This window comes from Paraburkholderia heleia NBRC 101817, assembly GCF_000739775.1.
In the GTDB taxonomy this organism is placed as follows: Bacteria; Pseudomonadota; Gammaproteobacteria; order Burkholderiales; family Burkholderiaceae; genus Paraburkholderia; species Paraburkholderia heleia.
In genome coordinates this window covers 31,280-45,469 of the sequence record NZ_BBJH01000044.1, presented here as the reverse complement: position 1 = coordinate 45,469, position 14,190 = coordinate 31,280, and the positions used below count along the sequence as shown (strand labels likewise).

Annotated in this window: 15 protein-coding genes and 1 tRNA gene; 9 read left to right on the top strand and 7 right to left on the bottom strand. The window is 65.2% G+C overall.

What is annotated here, in order from left to right; translation table 11 throughout:
• Positions 1-95: 95 nt before the first annotated feature.
• From proB to rplU, 4 genes are all read right to left on the bottom strand, one after another.
• Complete coding sequence (gene proB, locus BHE01S_RS29795; RefSeq protein WP_042270350.1) at positions 96-1,214, bottom strand: glutamate 5-kinase; 1,119 nt, start codon at positions 1,212-1,214, stop codon at positions 96-98.
• A gap of 85 nt (positions 1,215-1,299) precedes the next feature.
• Complete coding sequence (gene cgtA, locus BHE01S_RS29790) at positions 1,300-2,403, bottom strand: Obg family GTPase CgtA (protein WP_042270347.1); 1,104 nt, start codon at positions 2,401-2,403, stop codon at positions 1,300-1,302.
• A 201-nt stretch (positions 2,404-2,604) separates the two neighbouring features.
• Positions 2,605-2,868 carry a 50S ribosomal protein L27 gene (gene rpmA / locus BHE01S_RS29785; RefSeq protein ID WP_042270345.1) on the bottom strand — a complete coding sequence of 88 codons (264 nt, stop codon included), beginning with the start codon at positions 2,866-2,868 and terminating at the stop codon, positions 2,605-2,607.
• A gap of 26 nt (positions 2,869-2,894) precedes the next feature.
• Positions 2,895-3,206 carry a 50S ribosomal protein L21 gene (gene rplU, locus BHE01S_RS29780; RefSeq protein WP_007180329.1) on the bottom strand — a complete coding sequence of 104 codons (312 nt, stop codon included), beginning with the start codon at positions 3,204-3,206 and terminating at the stop codon, positions 2,895-2,897.
• 303 nt (positions 3,207-3,509) lie between these two features.
• Between rplU and BHE01S_RS29775 the strand changes: the two genes are divergently transcribed.
• The 9 genes from BHE01S_RS29775 to BHE01S_RS29735 all read left to right on the top strand — a co-directional run bounded on the left by BHE01S_RS29775 (position 3,510) and on the right by BHE01S_RS29735 (position 11,453).
• Complete coding sequence (locus BHE01S_RS29775) at positions 3,510-4,502, top strand: polyprenyl synthetase family protein (RefSeq protein ID WP_042270339.1); 993 nt, start codon at positions 3,510-3,512, stop codon at positions 4,500-4,502.
• A gap of 45 nt (positions 4,503-4,547) precedes the next feature.
• Positions 4,548-4,624 (top strand) — tRNA-Pro (locus BHE01S_RS29770).
• Between the two features lie 200 nt (positions 4,625-4,824).
• Complete coding sequence (locus BHE01S_RS29765; RefSeq protein WP_042270337.1) at positions 4,825-6,144, top strand: HlyC/CorC family transporter; 1,320 nt, start codon at positions 4,825-4,827, stop codon at positions 6,142-6,144.
• An 84-nt stretch (positions 6,145-6,228) separates the two neighbouring features.
• Positions 6,229-7,536 carry a GspE/PulE family protein gene (locus BHE01S_RS29760; protein WP_084069362.1) on the top strand — a complete coding sequence of 436 codons (1,308 nt, stop codon included), beginning with the start codon at positions 6,229-6,231 and terminating at the stop codon, positions 7,534-7,536.
• The gene (locus BHE01S_RS29755) at positions 7,533-8,753 is read left to right on the top strand and encodes a type II secretion system F family protein (protein WP_042270333.1); all 1,221 of its coding nucleotides are present in this window, start codon (positions 7,533-7,535) and stop codon (positions 8,751-8,753) included. The genes BHE01S_RS29760 and BHE01S_RS29755 overlap by 4 nt, the downstream gene beginning before the upstream one ends.
• A 29-nt stretch (positions 8,754-8,782) precedes the next feature.
• Positions 8,783-9,700, top strand: a complete 918-nt coding sequence (locus tag BHE01S_RS29750; RefSeq protein WP_042270331.1) for a prepilin peptidase — start codon at positions 8,783-8,785, stop codon at positions 9,698-9,700.
• Positions 9,701-9,704: 4 nt separating this feature from the next.
• Positions 9,705-10,325 carry a dephospho-CoA kinase gene (gene coaE / locus BHE01S_RS29745; protein ID WP_042270329.1) on the top strand — a complete coding sequence of 207 codons (621 nt, stop codon included), beginning with the start codon at positions 9,705-9,707 and terminating at the stop codon, positions 10,323-10,325.
• A gap of 128 nt (positions 10,326-10,453) precedes the next feature.
• Positions 10,454-11,209 carry a cell division protein ZapD gene (zapD, locus tag BHE01S_RS29740; RefSeq protein WP_028207804.1) on the top strand — a complete coding sequence of 252 codons (756 nt, stop codon included), beginning with the start codon at positions 10,454-10,456 and terminating at the stop codon, positions 11,207-11,209.
• A 49-nt stretch (positions 11,210-11,258) separates the two neighbouring features.
• Entirely contained in the window at positions 11,259-11,453 is a 195-nt protein-coding gene (locus BHE01S_RS29735) for a DNA gyrase inhibitor YacG (RefSeq protein ID WP_028207803.1), read from the top strand.
• 96 nt (positions 11,454-11,549) lie between these two features.
• Here BHE01S_RS29735 and mutT read toward each other — a convergent pair whose 3' ends face one another.
• Genes mutT through argJ form a run of 3 tightly spaced genes read right to left on the bottom strand, consistent with a single transcriptional unit; the run spans position 11,550 to position 14,111 of the window.
• Complete coding sequence (mutT, locus tag BHE01S_RS29730; RefSeq protein ID WP_042270327.1) at positions 11,550-11,981, bottom strand: 8-oxo-dGTP diphosphatase MutT; 432 nt, start codon at positions 11,979-11,981, stop codon at positions 11,550-11,552.
• Positions 11,978-12,850 (bottom strand): ATP-binding protein, encoded by an 873-nt coding sequence (locus tag BHE01S_RS29725; protein ID WP_042270325.1) that lies wholly within the window; start codon positions 12,848-12,850, stop codon positions 11,978-11,980. The genes mutT and BHE01S_RS29725 overlap by 4 nt, the downstream gene beginning before the upstream one ends.
• 19 nt (positions 12,851-12,869) lie before the next feature.
• Positions 12,870-14,111, bottom strand: coding sequence for a bifunctional glutamate N-acetyltransferase/amino-acid acetyltransferase ArgJ (gene argJ / locus BHE01S_RS29720; protein ID WP_042270323.1), 1,242 nt, complete (start codon positions 14,109-14,111; stop codon positions 12,870-12,872).
• Positions 14,112-14,190: the final 79 nt, after the last annotated feature.

Sequence of the window (14,190 nt, the reverse complement as noted above, 5' to 3'; positions counted from 1 at the left end):
GGTGGGCATGAAGAAAGCCGCTGTGGACCTTTGGTCACAGCGGCTTTTTAACTTCAGGCGAAGCGCGGCTGGCTGGGGCTGGCCGGGAACGGCTGTCAAACCAGCACGAGATTGTCGCGGTGGATCAGCTCCGGCTCGAGCATATAGCCCAGGATGCCCTCGATCTCGCCGCTCGGATGGCGCTGGATCAGCTTCGTTTCCGCGCTGCTGTAGTTGGTGAGCCCGCGCGCCACTTCCACGCCCGCGCCGTTCAGGCAGGCGATGACTTCACCGCGCGCGAACGCGCCCTGCACGCCGGTCACGCCGATGGGCAGCAGGCTCTTGCCGTCCGCCGTGAGCTTCTGCACCGCGCCGTCGTCGATCACGACGTGGCCGCGCACCTGCAGGTGGTCGGCCATCCACTGCTTGCGCGCCGCCATGCGCGCCGTGCGAGCGATGAGCTGCGTGCCGATCGCCTCGCCGGCAGCGAGGCGCACGAGCACTTGCGCTTCACGCCCGCTCGCGATCACCGTGTTCGCGCCGCTATGCGCGGCACGCTTGGCCGCGAGGATCTTGGTGAGCATGCCGCCGCGACCGATGCTCGAGCCGGCGCCGCCCGCCATTGCCTCGAGTTCCGGCTTGCCTGCGTCGGCCTCCTGGACGAGCGTTGCGCTCGGATCCTTGCGCGGATCGGCCGTATAAAGGCCGCTCTGGTCGGTGAGGATGATGAGCGCGTCGCCTTCGATCAGGTTCGCGACGAGCGCGCCGAGCGTGTCGTTGTCGCCGAACTTGATTTCGTCGGTGACCACGGTGTCGTTCTCGTTGATGATCGGCACGACGCCGAGGCGCAGCAGCGTGAGCAACGTGGAGCGCGCGTTGAGATAGCGTTCGCGGTCGGCCAGATCGGCATGCGTGAGCAGGATCTGCGCAGTGCGGATGTCGTGCTCGGCAAAGCGGCTTTCGTAGACCTGCGCGAGCCCCATCTGCCCGACTGCCGCGGCAGCCTGAAGCTCGTCGATCTCGCGCGGACGCTTCGTCCAGCCGAGCCGTTGCATGCCTTCGGCGATCGCGCCCGAACTCACGAGCACGACTTCCTTGCCCTGCGCACGCAGCGCCGCAATTTGCGCGGCCCAGCGGCCGATTGCCGCATGATCGAGCCCGCGGCCGTCGTTGGTGACGAGGCTCGAGCCGACTTTCACTACCAGACGCCGCGAATCGGCGATGACGGAACGCATGCTGCGCGGTCTCCCAAATGACTGATGACGCGTGAAGTTTCCCTGGCTCGGCCTGCGCGGCTCGCGTGCCGGCCGGTGCGGCGAATTACTCCTGTGGCTGCTGCGCGTTCCCGCCCTGCCCTTCGCGGAAGCGCACGTCGGAGGCGAGGTCTTCGGCTTCGGCCGCACGGCGCGCGTCCGAGTGCGCGGAAACGTAGTCGTACACCGCGTAGCACAGATTTTCGCAGCCCTGCCCTGTGAGCGCGGAAATCTCGAACACGGGACCGTCCCACTCGAAGCGCTTCACAAAGTCGGCAATGCGCTCGGCGCGCTCTTCCTCCGGCACCATGTCGAGCTTGTTCAGCACGAGCCAGCGCGGCTTTTCATAGAGCGTCTCGTCGTACTTGCGCAGCTCGCCGACGATCGCCTTCGCCTCGGCAACCGGATCGACGCTTTCGTCGAACGGGGCGAGGTCGACCAGATGCAGCAGCAAATTCGTGCGCTGCAGATGGCGCAGGAACTGGTGACCGAGGCCCGCGCCTTCCGCGGCGCCTTCGATCAGGCCCGGAATATCGGCGATCACGAAGCTCTTGCTCGGCCCCACGCGCACCACACCCAGATTCGGCGCAAGCGTCGTGAACGGGTAGTCGGCGATCTTGGGCTTCGCGTTCGAGACCGAAGCGATGAACGTGGACTTGCCCGCGTTCGGCATGCCGAGCAGGCCGACGTCGGCCAGCACCTTCAGCTCGAGCTTGAGCATGCGGCGCTCGCCGGGCTTGCCGTCGGTCTTCTGACGCGGCGCGCGGTTCGTGGACGACTTGAAATGCAGGTTGCCGAGGCCCCCCGCGCCGCCCTTCGCGACCATCACCTGCTGCTCGTGCTCGGTCAGGTCGGCGATCAGCTCGCCCGTGTCCTGGTCGGTGATGACCGTGCCCACCGGCATGCGCAGCGTGATGTCGTCGCCGCCCTTGCCGTAGCAGTCGGAGCCGCGTCCGTTCTCGCCGTTGCGCGCCTGATGCTTCTTCGTGTAGCGGTAATCGATGAGGGTGTTGATGTTGCGGTCCGCGACTGCGTAAACGCTGCCGCCGCGCCCGCCGTCGCCGCCGTCCGGCCCGCCGAACGGGACGAACTTCTCGCGTCGCATCGACGCGCTGCCATCGCCCCCATCGCCGGCGATGACTTCGATCTTCGCTTCGTCAATGAACTTCATGAGTTACTCCGTCCCGTGAATGTCGATATTTTGCCCGCCATGGCCGAAACTGGCCAACCTGGCCGAACGGCCAACGCCGCTCGCGCAGTCAAACCGAAGCCCGTTACGACCCCGAAAGACTGTGGGTAAATAAAAAGGCCCCGCAAACTTCGCGGGGCCTTTCTTGCGTCGCGTGTAGCCCGCTCGCGAGCGGTCTAAAGCTTAAGCCGCTGCCGGGACGACGTTGACCGTGTGCTTGTTGGCTGCGCCCTTGGTCGTGAACGAGACATGACCGTCGACCAGCGCGTAGAGCGTGTGGTCCTTGCCGATGCCGACGTTGTTGCCCGGGTGCATGCGCGTGCCGCGCTGGCGAACGATGATGCCGCCGGCGAGGATGGCCTGGCCGCCGTACACCTTCACGCCAAGTCGTTTCGACTCTGAGTCGCGGCCGTTGCGTGACGACCCGCCTGCCTTTTTGTGTGCCATTTGTTTGCTCCTTTACCTGCGTGCGCTTACGCGTTGATCGCGTCGATGCGCAGTTCGGTGTAGTTCTGGCGGTGGCCGCCATGCTTCTGGTAGTGCTTCCGGCGACGCATCTTGAAGATGGTCACTTTGGCGTGCCGACCTTGCGACACAACGGTGGCCTTGACGGAAGCCCCACTCACCAGCGGCGTACCGAACTTAATCGATTCGCCTTCGCCCACTGCGAGAACCTGGTCGAGCGTGATTTCTGCGTCAATGTCAGCCGGTATCTGTTCTACTTTAAGTTTTTCGCCAACGGCAACCTTGTACTGCTTGCCGCCGGTTTTTATGACCGCGTACATTGAGAACCTCACTCTTCAATAATTTCGGGACACACTGCGCGCCCGAAACCTTAGATTATACATAGAGTTAGCTTCGCGGTCAAAAGGTGTGCAAGCGGTGTGCAAGGCCGTTGCGCGTGTATGCGCGAGGGATCTGGAGCCTGTCTGACGGGTTCCGGGGCTATGCGCACGGCATAGCGCCAGCATCCATGCGCCCGTCCGGGCCGCGAGAAAATAGAAGGGGCCCTCAGCACTGCGGCAGCGGAGCGTCCGGCATGCAGCCGATTCGCCTTATAATCCGCGGCACTACCCCTATTTGCCATCATGTCGTCCACCGCCACCCCATCCCCCAGCGCAGCCACCCTGCTTGCCCCCATCGCCAGTGACATGGAGCAGGTGAATCGTGTCATCCGGCAGAGCCTGGCGTCCGAGGTGATGCTGATCAACCAGATCTCCGAGTACATCATCGGCGCGGGCGGCAAGCGGCTGCGTCCGGCGCTCCTGCTGATGGTGGCCGGGGCGCTCGGCGACCGCGGCACGCAGCGCCATGTGCTCGCGGCGGTCGTCGAGTTCATTCATACGGCGACCCTCCTGCACGACGACGTCGTCGACGAATCGGACCTGCGGCGCGGCCGCCAGACGGCCAATGCCCTCTTCGGCAACGCCGCCAGCGTGCTGGTGGGCGATTACCTGTATTCGCGCTCGTTCGAGATGATGGTGGGCGTCGGCAAGATGCGCGTGATGGAAATCCTTTCCGCCGCCACGACGATCATTTCCGAGGGTGAAGTCCTGCAGCTGCTGAACATGCATGACGCCGACGTGGACACCGACCGCTACATGCAGGTGATCCGCTACAAGACCGCCAAGCTTTTCGAAGCCGCGGCGCAACTCGGCGCGGTGCTTTCGGGGGCGGATGCACGCACCGAGGAAGCCGCGGCCGAGTACGGGCGGCGCATCGGCACCGCGTTCCAGATCATGGACGACTGGCTCGACTACACGGGCACGCCCGAATCGATGGGCAAGAACGCCGGCGACGACTTGCGCGAAGGCAAGCCCACGCTGCCGCTCATCTGGCTGATCGAGCACGGCACGGCGGCGGAAGCCGCGCTTGCGCGCGAAGCGATCGAGCAAGGCGGCACGACGCGCTTCGACGAAATCTTCGCGGCGATCACGCGCTCGGGAGCGCTCGAGCACACGCTGCAATGTGCGCGTACCGAGGCCCAGGCCGCCGCCGATGCGATTTCAACGTTCCCCCCTTCCATTTACAAAGATAGCCTGCTAGAATTATGTTCTTACTCGACGACGCGCCTGTCTTGAAACAGACGGACAGATGAAACGGGTCGTGGAGTCCAGCAGTCAATTCGGGGTGTAGCTTAGCCTGGTAGAGCGCTACGTTCGGGACGTAGAGGCCGGAGGTTCGAATCCTCTCACCCCGACCAGAATTCGAAAAAAACCGCGCAATGCATTGCGCGGTTTTTTTTCGTCCGGATCTCGCGTACTTGCGTCCTGTCCGGGCAACCCTCGGCGCACCACGCCTCGCCCGGCCGGCAGCGGCCTTGTCCGTTCGGCCAGTGGCCCATGGAACTGCAGTACCCCTCTGTTATAGTTTCCCCATCCGCCCCCCTCATTTTCTCGACGCGTGGACCACCTCCCCTTATGGGCGCAGATTTGCGCCGTCTTCGTCCTGCTCATCTGCTCCAGCTTCTTCTCCATCTCCGAAACGGCGATGATGGCGCTCAATCGCCATCGCCTAAAATACCTCGCCAATCACGGCACGCTCGGCGCGAAAACCACCCAGAAGCTGCTCGCGCGCACCGACCTGCTGCTTTCGGTGATCCTGATCGGCAACAATCTCTTCAACACCATCATCCCGGTCCTCACGACCTCGATCGCGCTCCATACCTTCGGCCGCAACAACCTCGTGCTGTCGATCGCAACGGGCATCGTTGCGTTTCTCATCATCGTGTTCGCGGAAATCACGCCGAAGATTGTGGGCGCAACGTTTCCGGAAAAAATCGCGCTGCCCGCGAGCCTCCTGATCGCGCCGCTCATGCGTGTGACGAAGCCGATCATCTGGTTCGTCAACATGTTTGCGAACACCATCCTGCGCATCCTGCACATCAATACGCACAAGGCGCACGACCAGCGGCTCTCCACCGAGGAGTTGCGCACCATCGTGCTCGAGTCGGGCAGCTTCATGCCGACCAAGCACCGCAGCATCCTGCTGAACCTGTTCGACCTGGAGAACATCACCGTCGACGACGTGATGATTCCACGCCGGCGCATCGAGGCGCTCGATTACGACGCCCCGCTCGAGGACATCCTGCATCAGCTCGAGACCTGCTATCACAACAAGCTGATCGTCTATCAAGGCGACATTGACCGCGTGCTTGGCGTGCTGCACGTGCGCAAGACGCTGGCCGCGCTGCACAACCAGGATTTCGAGCGCGAAACGCTGCGCGAACTGCTCGCCGAGCCGTACTTCGTGCCCACCGGCACGCCCGGGTTCCAGCAACTTCAGTATTTCCAGGAAAGCCGGCATCGCATTGCACTCGTCGTGAACGAGTACGGCGAGATGGAAGGCCTCGTGACGCCCGAAGACATCATCGAGGAGTTGATCGGCGAATTCACCACGTCGATGCCGCGCAGCGGCACCGGACGCGGCGGCTGGAACGACGAAGGCGAATGTATCGTGCCGGGCAGCATGCCTTTGCGCGAACTCAACCGCTGGCTTCATATCAAGCTGCCGACGGATGGGCCCAAGACGCTCAACGGCCTGATCCTCGAAGTGCTAGAAGAGATTCCCGAAGGCGACGTGTGCCTGCAGATCGGCGACGTGAAGCTCGAAGTGCTTCGCAGCGACGACCAGGCCGTACGCACGGTCAAGCTCTTCAAGCCCGGCGCCAAACCGCGCCAGGGCACGCTGCAAAAGGCGAAGAAGCTGCTGCCGGGACGTTAGCCGCTCGGCCAGGTGGCGGCGCAGTGCGTCGCGCGCCATGATGAAGGCGTCATCCGTTCGAGGCGGCTTCGCGCCGGCATGCCGATGCTTTCTACTCCTTATCGTGCGATCTTTACTCCTTATCGCGCGCGCCCTTTGGCTGCCGCGGCCGCCGAAGGCGGTGCGGGCGGTGGAGAAACGGCGCGCACATCTCCACCTGTCTCCGCACCGCAGCTCGACGACGCACCCGCCGTTCGCCTGCTCTCCGAAACGTTGCGCGAAGCCGCACGGCGCAACGCCTCCGATCTGCACATCGAGCCGATGGAACACGGCTGGCGCGTGCGTCTGCGCATCGACGGCGTGCTACATGAAATGGCGCGGCCGCCTGCGCATCTGCGCGATGCGTTCGTCACGCGCATCAAGGTGCTCGCGCGCATGGACATCGCCGAGCGGCGCATTCCGCAGGACGGCAAACTGCGGCTCGCGTCCTCGATGGCGTCGCGCGCCGCCGAGGACTATCGCGTGAATTCGCTGCCCACGCTGCACGGCGAAAAGCTCGTCTTGCGCAGGCTCGAAGCGCTTCCCGCCGATCTGTCGCTCGCCGAACTCGGGCTCGACGAAGCCCAGCAGCACGCAGTAGCCGAAGCGATCGGCGCGCCGCACGGTCTTGTCCTCGTCACGGGCCCCACCGGCAGCGGCAAGACGCTCTCGCTCTACTGCTTCCTGCAAAGGCTCAACATCACGGCGCGCAATCTCTGCTCGGTGGAAGATCCCGCCGAAATCCAGCTCGCGGGCATCAATCAGGTCAACGTGCGCGAGAAGGCCGGGCTCACCTTTGCGGTGGCGCTGCGTGCCCTGCTGCGCCAGGACCCGGACGTCATCATGATCGGCGAAATTCGCGACGAAGAAACCGCCGGTGTGGCCGTCAGGGCCGCACAGACGGGCCATCTCGTACTCTCGACCGTGCACACGAACGACGCCAGCGCGGCCTGCGCACGGCTCGTCGACATCGGCGTCGAACCGTACAACCTGGCGGGCTCGCTGCGGCTCGTCACGGCGCAACGTCTCGTGCGGCGGCTATGTCCGTCATGCCGCGTGCACGGCGAAGCTTCGCCGGCGGCGCTCGTCGCGGCGGGGCAGAACATTCGCAACAGTGCGATGACGCAGCCTTATGTCCCGCGCGGCTGTGAGGCTTGCCATGGCATCGGTTATCGCGGTCGCGTGGGAATTCACGAGGTATTGCCGATCTCGGAGACCATACGTGACCTGATCGTCACAGGCCGCGGCGCGCCTGAAATTGCTCGCGAAGCACGCAGAAGCGGCGTGGCAACCTTGCGCGACGCGGCGCTCGCACGCGTGCGGGACGGCACCACGAGCCTCGCCGAAGCGCTTGCGGCTACGGAAGCACCATGAGCGCCGTGCACGCCCATCGCGGCCCACCGGAGTGGCGCTTCGCGTGGCGCGGCCTCGACGCATCGGGCGCGACCAGACGTGGCACGCTGATCGCGCTCGACGCCGCGGCTGTACGCGTCGCGCTCAAGCGCGAGCGCATCACCGTGCTCGCCATCGAGCGCAGAGCGAGCGCGGGCGCGCCCAAGGCGCGCCACGCGGACGTCACGCGCTTTACACGTCAGCTCGCGAGCCTCCTGCGCGCGGGACTGCCGCTTGCGAACGCGCTCGAGCTGCTCGCCCTCTCGCCGGGGCCGAACGGCATGCCGCGCATTGCCGCGGCGCTCGCGCGCGACATCGCCGGAGGCCTGCGCTTTGCCGACTCGCTCGCGCAACATCCGGCGCGTTTCAACGCACTGTATTGCCAGCTCGTGGCCGTTGGCGAAGCCTCGGGTGCGCTTGCCGCCGTACTCGCGCGCCTCGCCGACGACCGCGAGCGTGCCGCCGCGCAGCGCGCCAAGGTGCGGGCCGCGCTCACCTACCCCGTCGCGGTGCTGCTGCTCGCGTTTGTCATTACCGCCGCGTTGCTGGTCTGGGTCGTGCCCACGTTCAAGCAGATCTTCGACGGCTTCGGCGCCGCACTGCCCGCGCCCACGCAGTTCGTGCTGGTGCTCTCCGCGGGCGCCGCGCGCTGGAGCGTGCCGGCCGCCGTAGCCGCAGCCACCGGCACGCTCGCCCTGCAAGCGGGTTTACGCCGCTCGGAAGCCGCGCGCCTCGCGTTCGGACGCGCGCTGCTGAGGCTTCCGCTTTGCGGCGCGCTGCTCACCACACTGTGCGCCGCCCGCTGGAGCCGAGCGCTCGGCACGCTGCTCGCCGCCGGCACGCCGCTCGCCGACGCCTTCGATTCGCTCGCGCACGCAAGCGGCAACGCATTCTTCGATCGCGCGAGCGCGGGCATCAGCGAGCGCCTGCGCCACGGCGAGCGGCTTGCCGCAGCCATGCGCGCGGCAGGATGCTTTCCGGCCGATGTGGTTCAGCCCGTTGCCGTCGCGGAAGAATCGGGCGCGCTCGACGCGATGCTGCTCGATGTCGCCTCGCTCGCCGACCGTCAGGTCGACGAAAAGATCGCGCTCGTGTCGAGCCTGTGCGAGCCGCTCGTGATTGTGGTGCTCGGTGCGCTGGTCGGCGGCCTCGTCGTTGCGATGTATCTTCCCATCATTCAACTGGGCAACGTGGTGTAGCATCGCTGCCAGTATCCCGGTTCCGTCTCATGCCCGTCCAACTCCTTTCCGCGTCCGATACTACAACGCCGCTCGCAGCCGCTCTCGCCGGTCTGCCCTTCGGCGTGCTCATGGTCTTCGCCATTGCGTTCGGGCTCGTCATCGGCAGCTTTCTCAACGTCGTCGTACACCGGCTGCCAATCATGCTGGAGCGCGCGTGGCGCGCCGATGTGGCCGAAGCGACCGGCACACCCGGTCCGCTCTTCGAAGAAGACGGGCTGCCCGTGCGCTACAACCTCTGGCTGCCGCGCAGCGCGTGCCCGCACTGCGGTCACGTCTTGCGCGCCTGGGAAAATATTCCGGTGCTCAGTTGGGTCGCGTTGCGCGGGCGCTGCTCGCACTGCCATATACGCGTGAGCGTGCGCTACCCGCTCATCGAGATCGCGAGCGCGGCCTGCGCGGCCGGTGCATTGCTCGCCTTCGGGCCCACCGGCAAAGCGCTCGCCGCCTTCGTGCTGTGCGCCACGCTCATCGCCGCGAGCGCCATCGACCTCGAACACCAGATGCTGCACGACGAGATCACGCAGCCGCTGCTGTGGGCCGGGTTGCTGGTCAATTTTGCCGGCACCTTCGTCACGCTGCGGACAGCGGTGATCGGTGCGGTCGCGGGTTATCTGGCGCTCTGGTGCGTGTACTGGGTCTTCAGGCTGTTGCGTGGCGTAGAAGGCATGGGCCATGGCGATTTCAAACTGCTCGCCGCGCTCGGCGCATGGCTCGGCTGGAGTGCGCTGCCGCAGATCGTCGTGATCGCCGCAGTAGGCGGCGCGCTCGTCGGCATAATCGCTACGTTGACGGGACGCATGCGCTTCGAAGAGCCGCTGCCGTTCGGCCCGTATCTGGCCGCTGGCGCGCTCATCACATTGTTTGCAGGCACACCGCTCTATGGCGTATTTGCGTGGGGGAACTGATCACATGTTCGCGGTCGGATTGACTGGGGGCATCGGCAGCGGCAAATCCACGGTTGCGGATGGCTTTGCCGCACGCGGCGTGACGATCGTCGACACCGACCTCATCGCGCATCGCATTACCGCGCCGCATGGTATCGCCATGGCGCGGATCGCCGCGGAATTCGGCCCTCAATTCGTCGCGGCGGACGGCTCGATGGACCGCGCGCGCATGCGCACGCTCGTGTTCGGCGACGAGTCCGCGCGCAAGCGGCTCGAGGCCATCACACACCCGCTGATCCGCTCCGAGACCGAACGCGAAACGCGAGAGGCCAGCGGGCCCTACGTCATCGTGGTCGTGCCCTTGCTCGTGGAGTCAGGCACCTGGAAGACACGTGTCGATCGCGTGCTCACTGTCGATTGCAGCGTGGAAACCCAGATCGAGCGCGTCATGCGCCGCAATGGCTTCACGCGTGAGCAGGTGCTCGCGATCATCGCGCGGCAGGCCACGCGCGAAGCGCGCCTCGCGGCTGCCGACAACGTGGTGGTGAACGACAACGGCGCGACGCTCGAAACGCTCGATCACGACGTCGACGCGTTGCATCAGACGTATCTCAAGCTTGCTGCCAAAAAGGCCAGCAACGCTTAAAGCGCGCCATCCGCACGCAATTAGCGGGTCACATCGGCAAAGCACCGAGCCGGCGCGATTGCGACCGTAGTCCCACGGCATTAGAATGTCCTGCAATCCGTCACCTACCACGCCCGAGGCGAGCGCGCTTGATCCTTTACGAGTATCCCTTCAACGAGCGAATCCGAACGCTGCTGCGCCTCGAAGACCTGTTCGAGCGCTTCACGTTTTTCCTGACCCAGGAGGATCCGAGGGAACATCACGTCGCGCTCACGACGCTCTTCGAAATCGCCGAAGTCGCAGGCCGCGCCGACCTGAAGTCGGATCTCATGAAGGAACTCGAGCGGCAACGCCAAACGCTCGCGCCGTTCCGCGGCAATCCCGGCATCGAGCAGAATGCGCTCGAAACCGTGCTGGGCGAAATCGAGCAGACGCTCGCCGGTCTCACGCAGATGCAAGGCAAGACGGGCCAGCATCTGATGGACAACGAGTGGCTCACGAGCATTCGCAGCCGCGCGATTATTCCCGGCGGCACCTGCAAGTTCGATCTGCCGTCATACTATGCGTGGCAGCAGTTGCATCCGGATCAACGCCGCCAGGACATTGCGAAATGGGTCACGCCGCTGCTGCCGCTGCGCGACGCCGCCGCCATCGTGCTGCGCCTCGCGCGCGAGTCGGGCCAGGCGTCGAAGGTGATGGCGATGCAGGGCAGCTATCAGCAGATGCTGTCCGGCCGTGCCTATCAGCTCATGCAAGTCCGCGTGGCACCGGAATTGCGCATGATTCCCGAAGCGAGCGCCAACAAGTACATGCTGTGGGTGCGCTTCACCGTGCAGGACGGCGATCTGCGTCCGCGAGCCGTCGATCAGGACGTGCCGTTCCAGCTCACGCTCTGCAGCCTGTGAAACCCAACGCGCCGCCACGCCAGACTCAACGCAACCCAAGTTCTATCGCATGACCACTGTCGTCAAATGTCCGACCTGCGGCAAGGAAGTCCGCTGGGTGCCGGAAAACCGCTTCCGGCCGTTCTGCTCCGAGCGCTGCAAGCAAATGGACCTCGGCGCATGGGCGGCCGAAAAGTACCGCATCGGCGGCGCCGACGACGAAACGCCGCCAGAAGACGCGCCGCCCACCGATACGCGGCAGTAAGCGCCGCGACGCACGTGCGTGCGTGCGCCAGACAAAAAAAGGCCGCTGTGCATCACGCACAGCGGCCTTTTGCATGGTGGCGGCCCGCACAAGGCGTTACTCCGCGGCAAGCCACTCCAGCACAGGAATCGTCGCGGGAAGGAGCGGCTCGACGCTCGCCGGCAGCGACTGCCAGATGAACGCCTGGCCTTCGCGGCCATGCGGCTCGCCGGTCCACTCGGTCACCTTGCAGAAGTAGAGCCGCACATAGGCGTGCGGGTAATCGTGTTCGAGCGTGTGCCACAGGCGGCACGCCTTCACGTCGATGCCCAGTTCCTCGTGCAACTCGCGCGCGAGCGCCGCTTCGACGGTTTCGCCCGCTTCCAGCTTGCCGCCCGGAAACTCCCAGTAGCCTGCATACGGCTTGCCTTCGGGGCGCTGCGCGAGCAGATAGCGGCCATCGGGTTGGACCAGCACGCCCACCGCGACTTCCGTCACGGGACGTGCGTTTGCGCCAGCATCCTTCGTGGTGTGGGCTTCGGCGCTCATGCCTCTTGCGCCTTCTTGCCCGACCAGTCGCGCGCGAACTGCCACGCCACGCGGCCCGAACGCGAGCCGCGCTCCAGCGCCCAAACGAGTGCGTCGCCGCGCGCCGACTCGACTTCAGTGTCGTCGCAGCCGAAATGGCGCAGCCAGTGGCCGACAATCGTCAGGTAGTCGTCCTGCTTGAACGGATAGAAGCTCACCCAGAGGCCAAAACGCTCGGAAAGCGAAATCTTCTCCTCCACCACTTCGCCCGGATGAATCTCGCCGTCGGGCATGTGCTTGTACGTCTCGTTGTCGCTCATGTACTCGGGCAGCAGATGGCGCCGGTTCGAGGTCGCGTAAATCAGCACGTTGTCCGACTGGGCGGCCACCGAGCCGTCCAGCGCCACCTTCAGCGCCTTGTAGCCCGATTCGCCTTCCTCGAACGAGAGGTCGTCGCAGAACACGATGAAGCGCTCGGGGCGCGTCGAGATGAGATCGACGATATCGCCGAGGTCATGCAGATCGTCCTTGTCGACTTCGATCAGGCGAAGACCGTCCTTCGCGTACGCGTTCAGGCAGGCCTTGATCAGCGACGACTTGCCCGTGCCGCGCGCGCCGGTGAGCAGCACGTTATTCGCGGGCTTCTTTTGCACGAACTGGCGCGTGTTGCGGTCGATGAGATCTTTCTGCCGGTCGATGTTCTGCAGGTCGTCGAGCGAGATCAGCGAGATCGCGGGCACCGGCTGCAGGAAACCGCGCCCCTGGCGCTTGCGCCAGCGAAACGCGACGGCTGCGTTCCAGTCGACATCGGGTGCCGAGGGCGGCAGCACGGCCTCGAGGCGGCCGAGCAGCGCTTCGGCGCGGGTCAGAAACTGTTCGAGTTTGTCCATGTGGTAAAGGCGCCTGAAATCAGGAGCGGTAGTCCGCGTTGATGCTCACATAGTCGTGCGAGAGGTCGCAGGTCCAGATCGTGGCCTGCGCGTCGCCGCGGCCAAGCAGGACGCGAATCAGGATCTCGCTCTTCTTCATGACGCGCTGGCCGTCCTCTTCGCGGTAAGCCGGGTTGCGGCCGCCCGCTTTCGCCACGAGTACGTCGTCGAGATACAGGTCGATCTTGTCGACGTCGAGGTCCGTTACGCCGGCATAGCCGATCGCCGCGAGGATACGGCCGAGGTTGGGGTCCGATGCGTAGAACGCCGTCTTCACGAGCGGCGAATGGCCGATCGCATAGGCGATCTGGCGGCACTCCGCCACGTCCTTGCCGCCTTCCACCTGCACGGTCATGAACTTGGTTGCGCCTTCGCCGTCGCGCACGATGAGCTGCGAGAGTGCCTGGGCGACAGCCGTCGCGGCGTCGCGCAGCGCGGCGTAGGCGGGCGTGTCAGTCGAGGTGATCGCGGGCAGGCTCGACTTGCCCGAGGCGATCATGATGAACGAGTCGTTGGTCGAGGTATCGCCGTCGATCGTGACGCAGTTGAACGAGCGGTCGGCCACGTACTTCACGAGTTCGTCGAGCACGGGCTGTGCAACGTTCGCGTCGAAAGCGAGGAAGCCGAGCATGGTCGCCATGTTCGGCTTGATCATGCCCGCACCCTTGCTGATGCCCGTGAACGTGACGGTGTGGCCGTCGATCGTCACCTGGCGCGACACGGCCTTCGGCAGCGTGTCGGTCGTCATGATGGCCTGCGCGGCGTCGTACCAGTTTGCAGCCTTGCGGTTCGCCAGCGCAGCGGGAAGTCCCGCTTTCAGGCGGTCGATAGGCAGCGGCTCGAGAATCACGCCAGTCGAGAACGGCAGCACCTGCGAGGACTCGAGGTCGGCAAGACGCGCGAGTTCATCGCAGGTCTCGCGGGCGTGCTTCATGCCCGGCTCGCCGGTGCCCGCGTTCGCGTTGCCGGTGTTCACCACCAGCGCGCGAATGCCCTTGCCGCCCGCGCGCACCTTCGCGAGATGTTCGCGGCACACGGTCACCGGCGCGGCGCAGAAGCGGTTAAGCGTGAACACGCCGGCTACGCTCGCGCCTTCGTCGACGGAAATCACCAGGACGTCTTTGCGATTGGGCTTGCGGATGTTGGCTTCCGCCCAGCCGAGCGTCACGCCGGCGACCGGATGAAGTTGAGCGGGATCAATCGAGGGGAAATTGACAGCCATGGTGGCGACCTGTCGAAAAGGCGATGCCGGCCAAGGCGCTCAGGCCTGGCCGGCATCGGGATTCAGAACTCAAGGCCCG

What these genes read in the sequence shown, in the direction of transcription:
- mutT (WP_042270327.1), bottom strand. Translation starts at nt 11,981, where the DNA reads ATGAGCGCCGAAGCCCACACCACGAAGGATGCTGGCGCAAACGCACGT.
- BHE01S_RS29725 (WP_042270325.1), bottom strand. Translation starts at nt 12,850, where the DNA reads ATGGACAAACTCGAACAGTTTCTGACCCGCGCCGAAGCGCTGCTCGGC.
- BHE01S_RS29735 (WP_028207803.1), top strand. Translation starts at nt 11,259, where the DNA reads ATGACCACTGTCGTCAAATGTCCGACCTGCGGCAAGGAAGTCCGCTGG.
- cgtA (WP_042270347.1), bottom strand. Translation starts at nt 2,403, where the DNA reads ATGAAGTTCATTGACGAAGCGAAGATCGAAGTCATCGCCGGCGATGGG.
- argJ (WP_042270323.1), bottom strand. Translation starts at nt 14,111, where the DNA reads ATGGCTGTCAATTTCCCCTCGATTGATCCCGCTCAACTTCATCCGGTC.
- BHE01S_RS29755 (WP_042270333.1), top strand. Translation starts at nt 7,533, where the DNA reads ATGAGCGCCGTGCACGCCCATCGCGGCCCACCGGAGTGGCGCTTCGCG.
- BHE01S_RS29750 (WP_042270331.1), top strand. Translation starts at nt 8,783, where the DNA reads ATGCCCGTCCAACTCCTTTCCGCGTCCGATACTACAACGCCGCTCGCA.
- BHE01S_RS29775 (WP_042270339.1), top strand. Translation starts at nt 3,510, where the DNA reads ATGTCGTCCACCGCCACCCCATCCCCCAGCGCAGCCACCCTGCTTGCC.
- rpmA (WP_042270345.1), bottom strand. Translation starts at nt 2,868, where the DNA reads ATGGCACACAAAAAGGCAGGCGGGTCGTCACGCAACGGCCGCGACTCA.
- coaE (WP_042270329.1), top strand. Translation starts at nt 9,705, where the DNA reads ATGTTCGCGGTCGGATTGACTGGGGGCATCGGCAGCGGCAAATCCACG.
- BHE01S_RS29760 (WP_084069362.1), top strand. Translation starts at nt 6,229, where the DNA reads ATGCTTTCTACTCCTTATCGTGCGATCTTTACTCCTTATCGCGCGCGC.
- proB (WP_042270350.1), bottom strand. Translation starts at nt 1,214, where the DNA reads ATGCGTTCCGTCATCGCCGATTCGCGGCGTCTGGTAGTGAAAGTCGGC.
- rplU (WP_007180329.1), bottom strand. Translation starts at nt 3,206, where the DNA reads ATGTACGCGGTCATAAAAACCGGCGGCAAGCAGTACAAGGTTGCCGTT.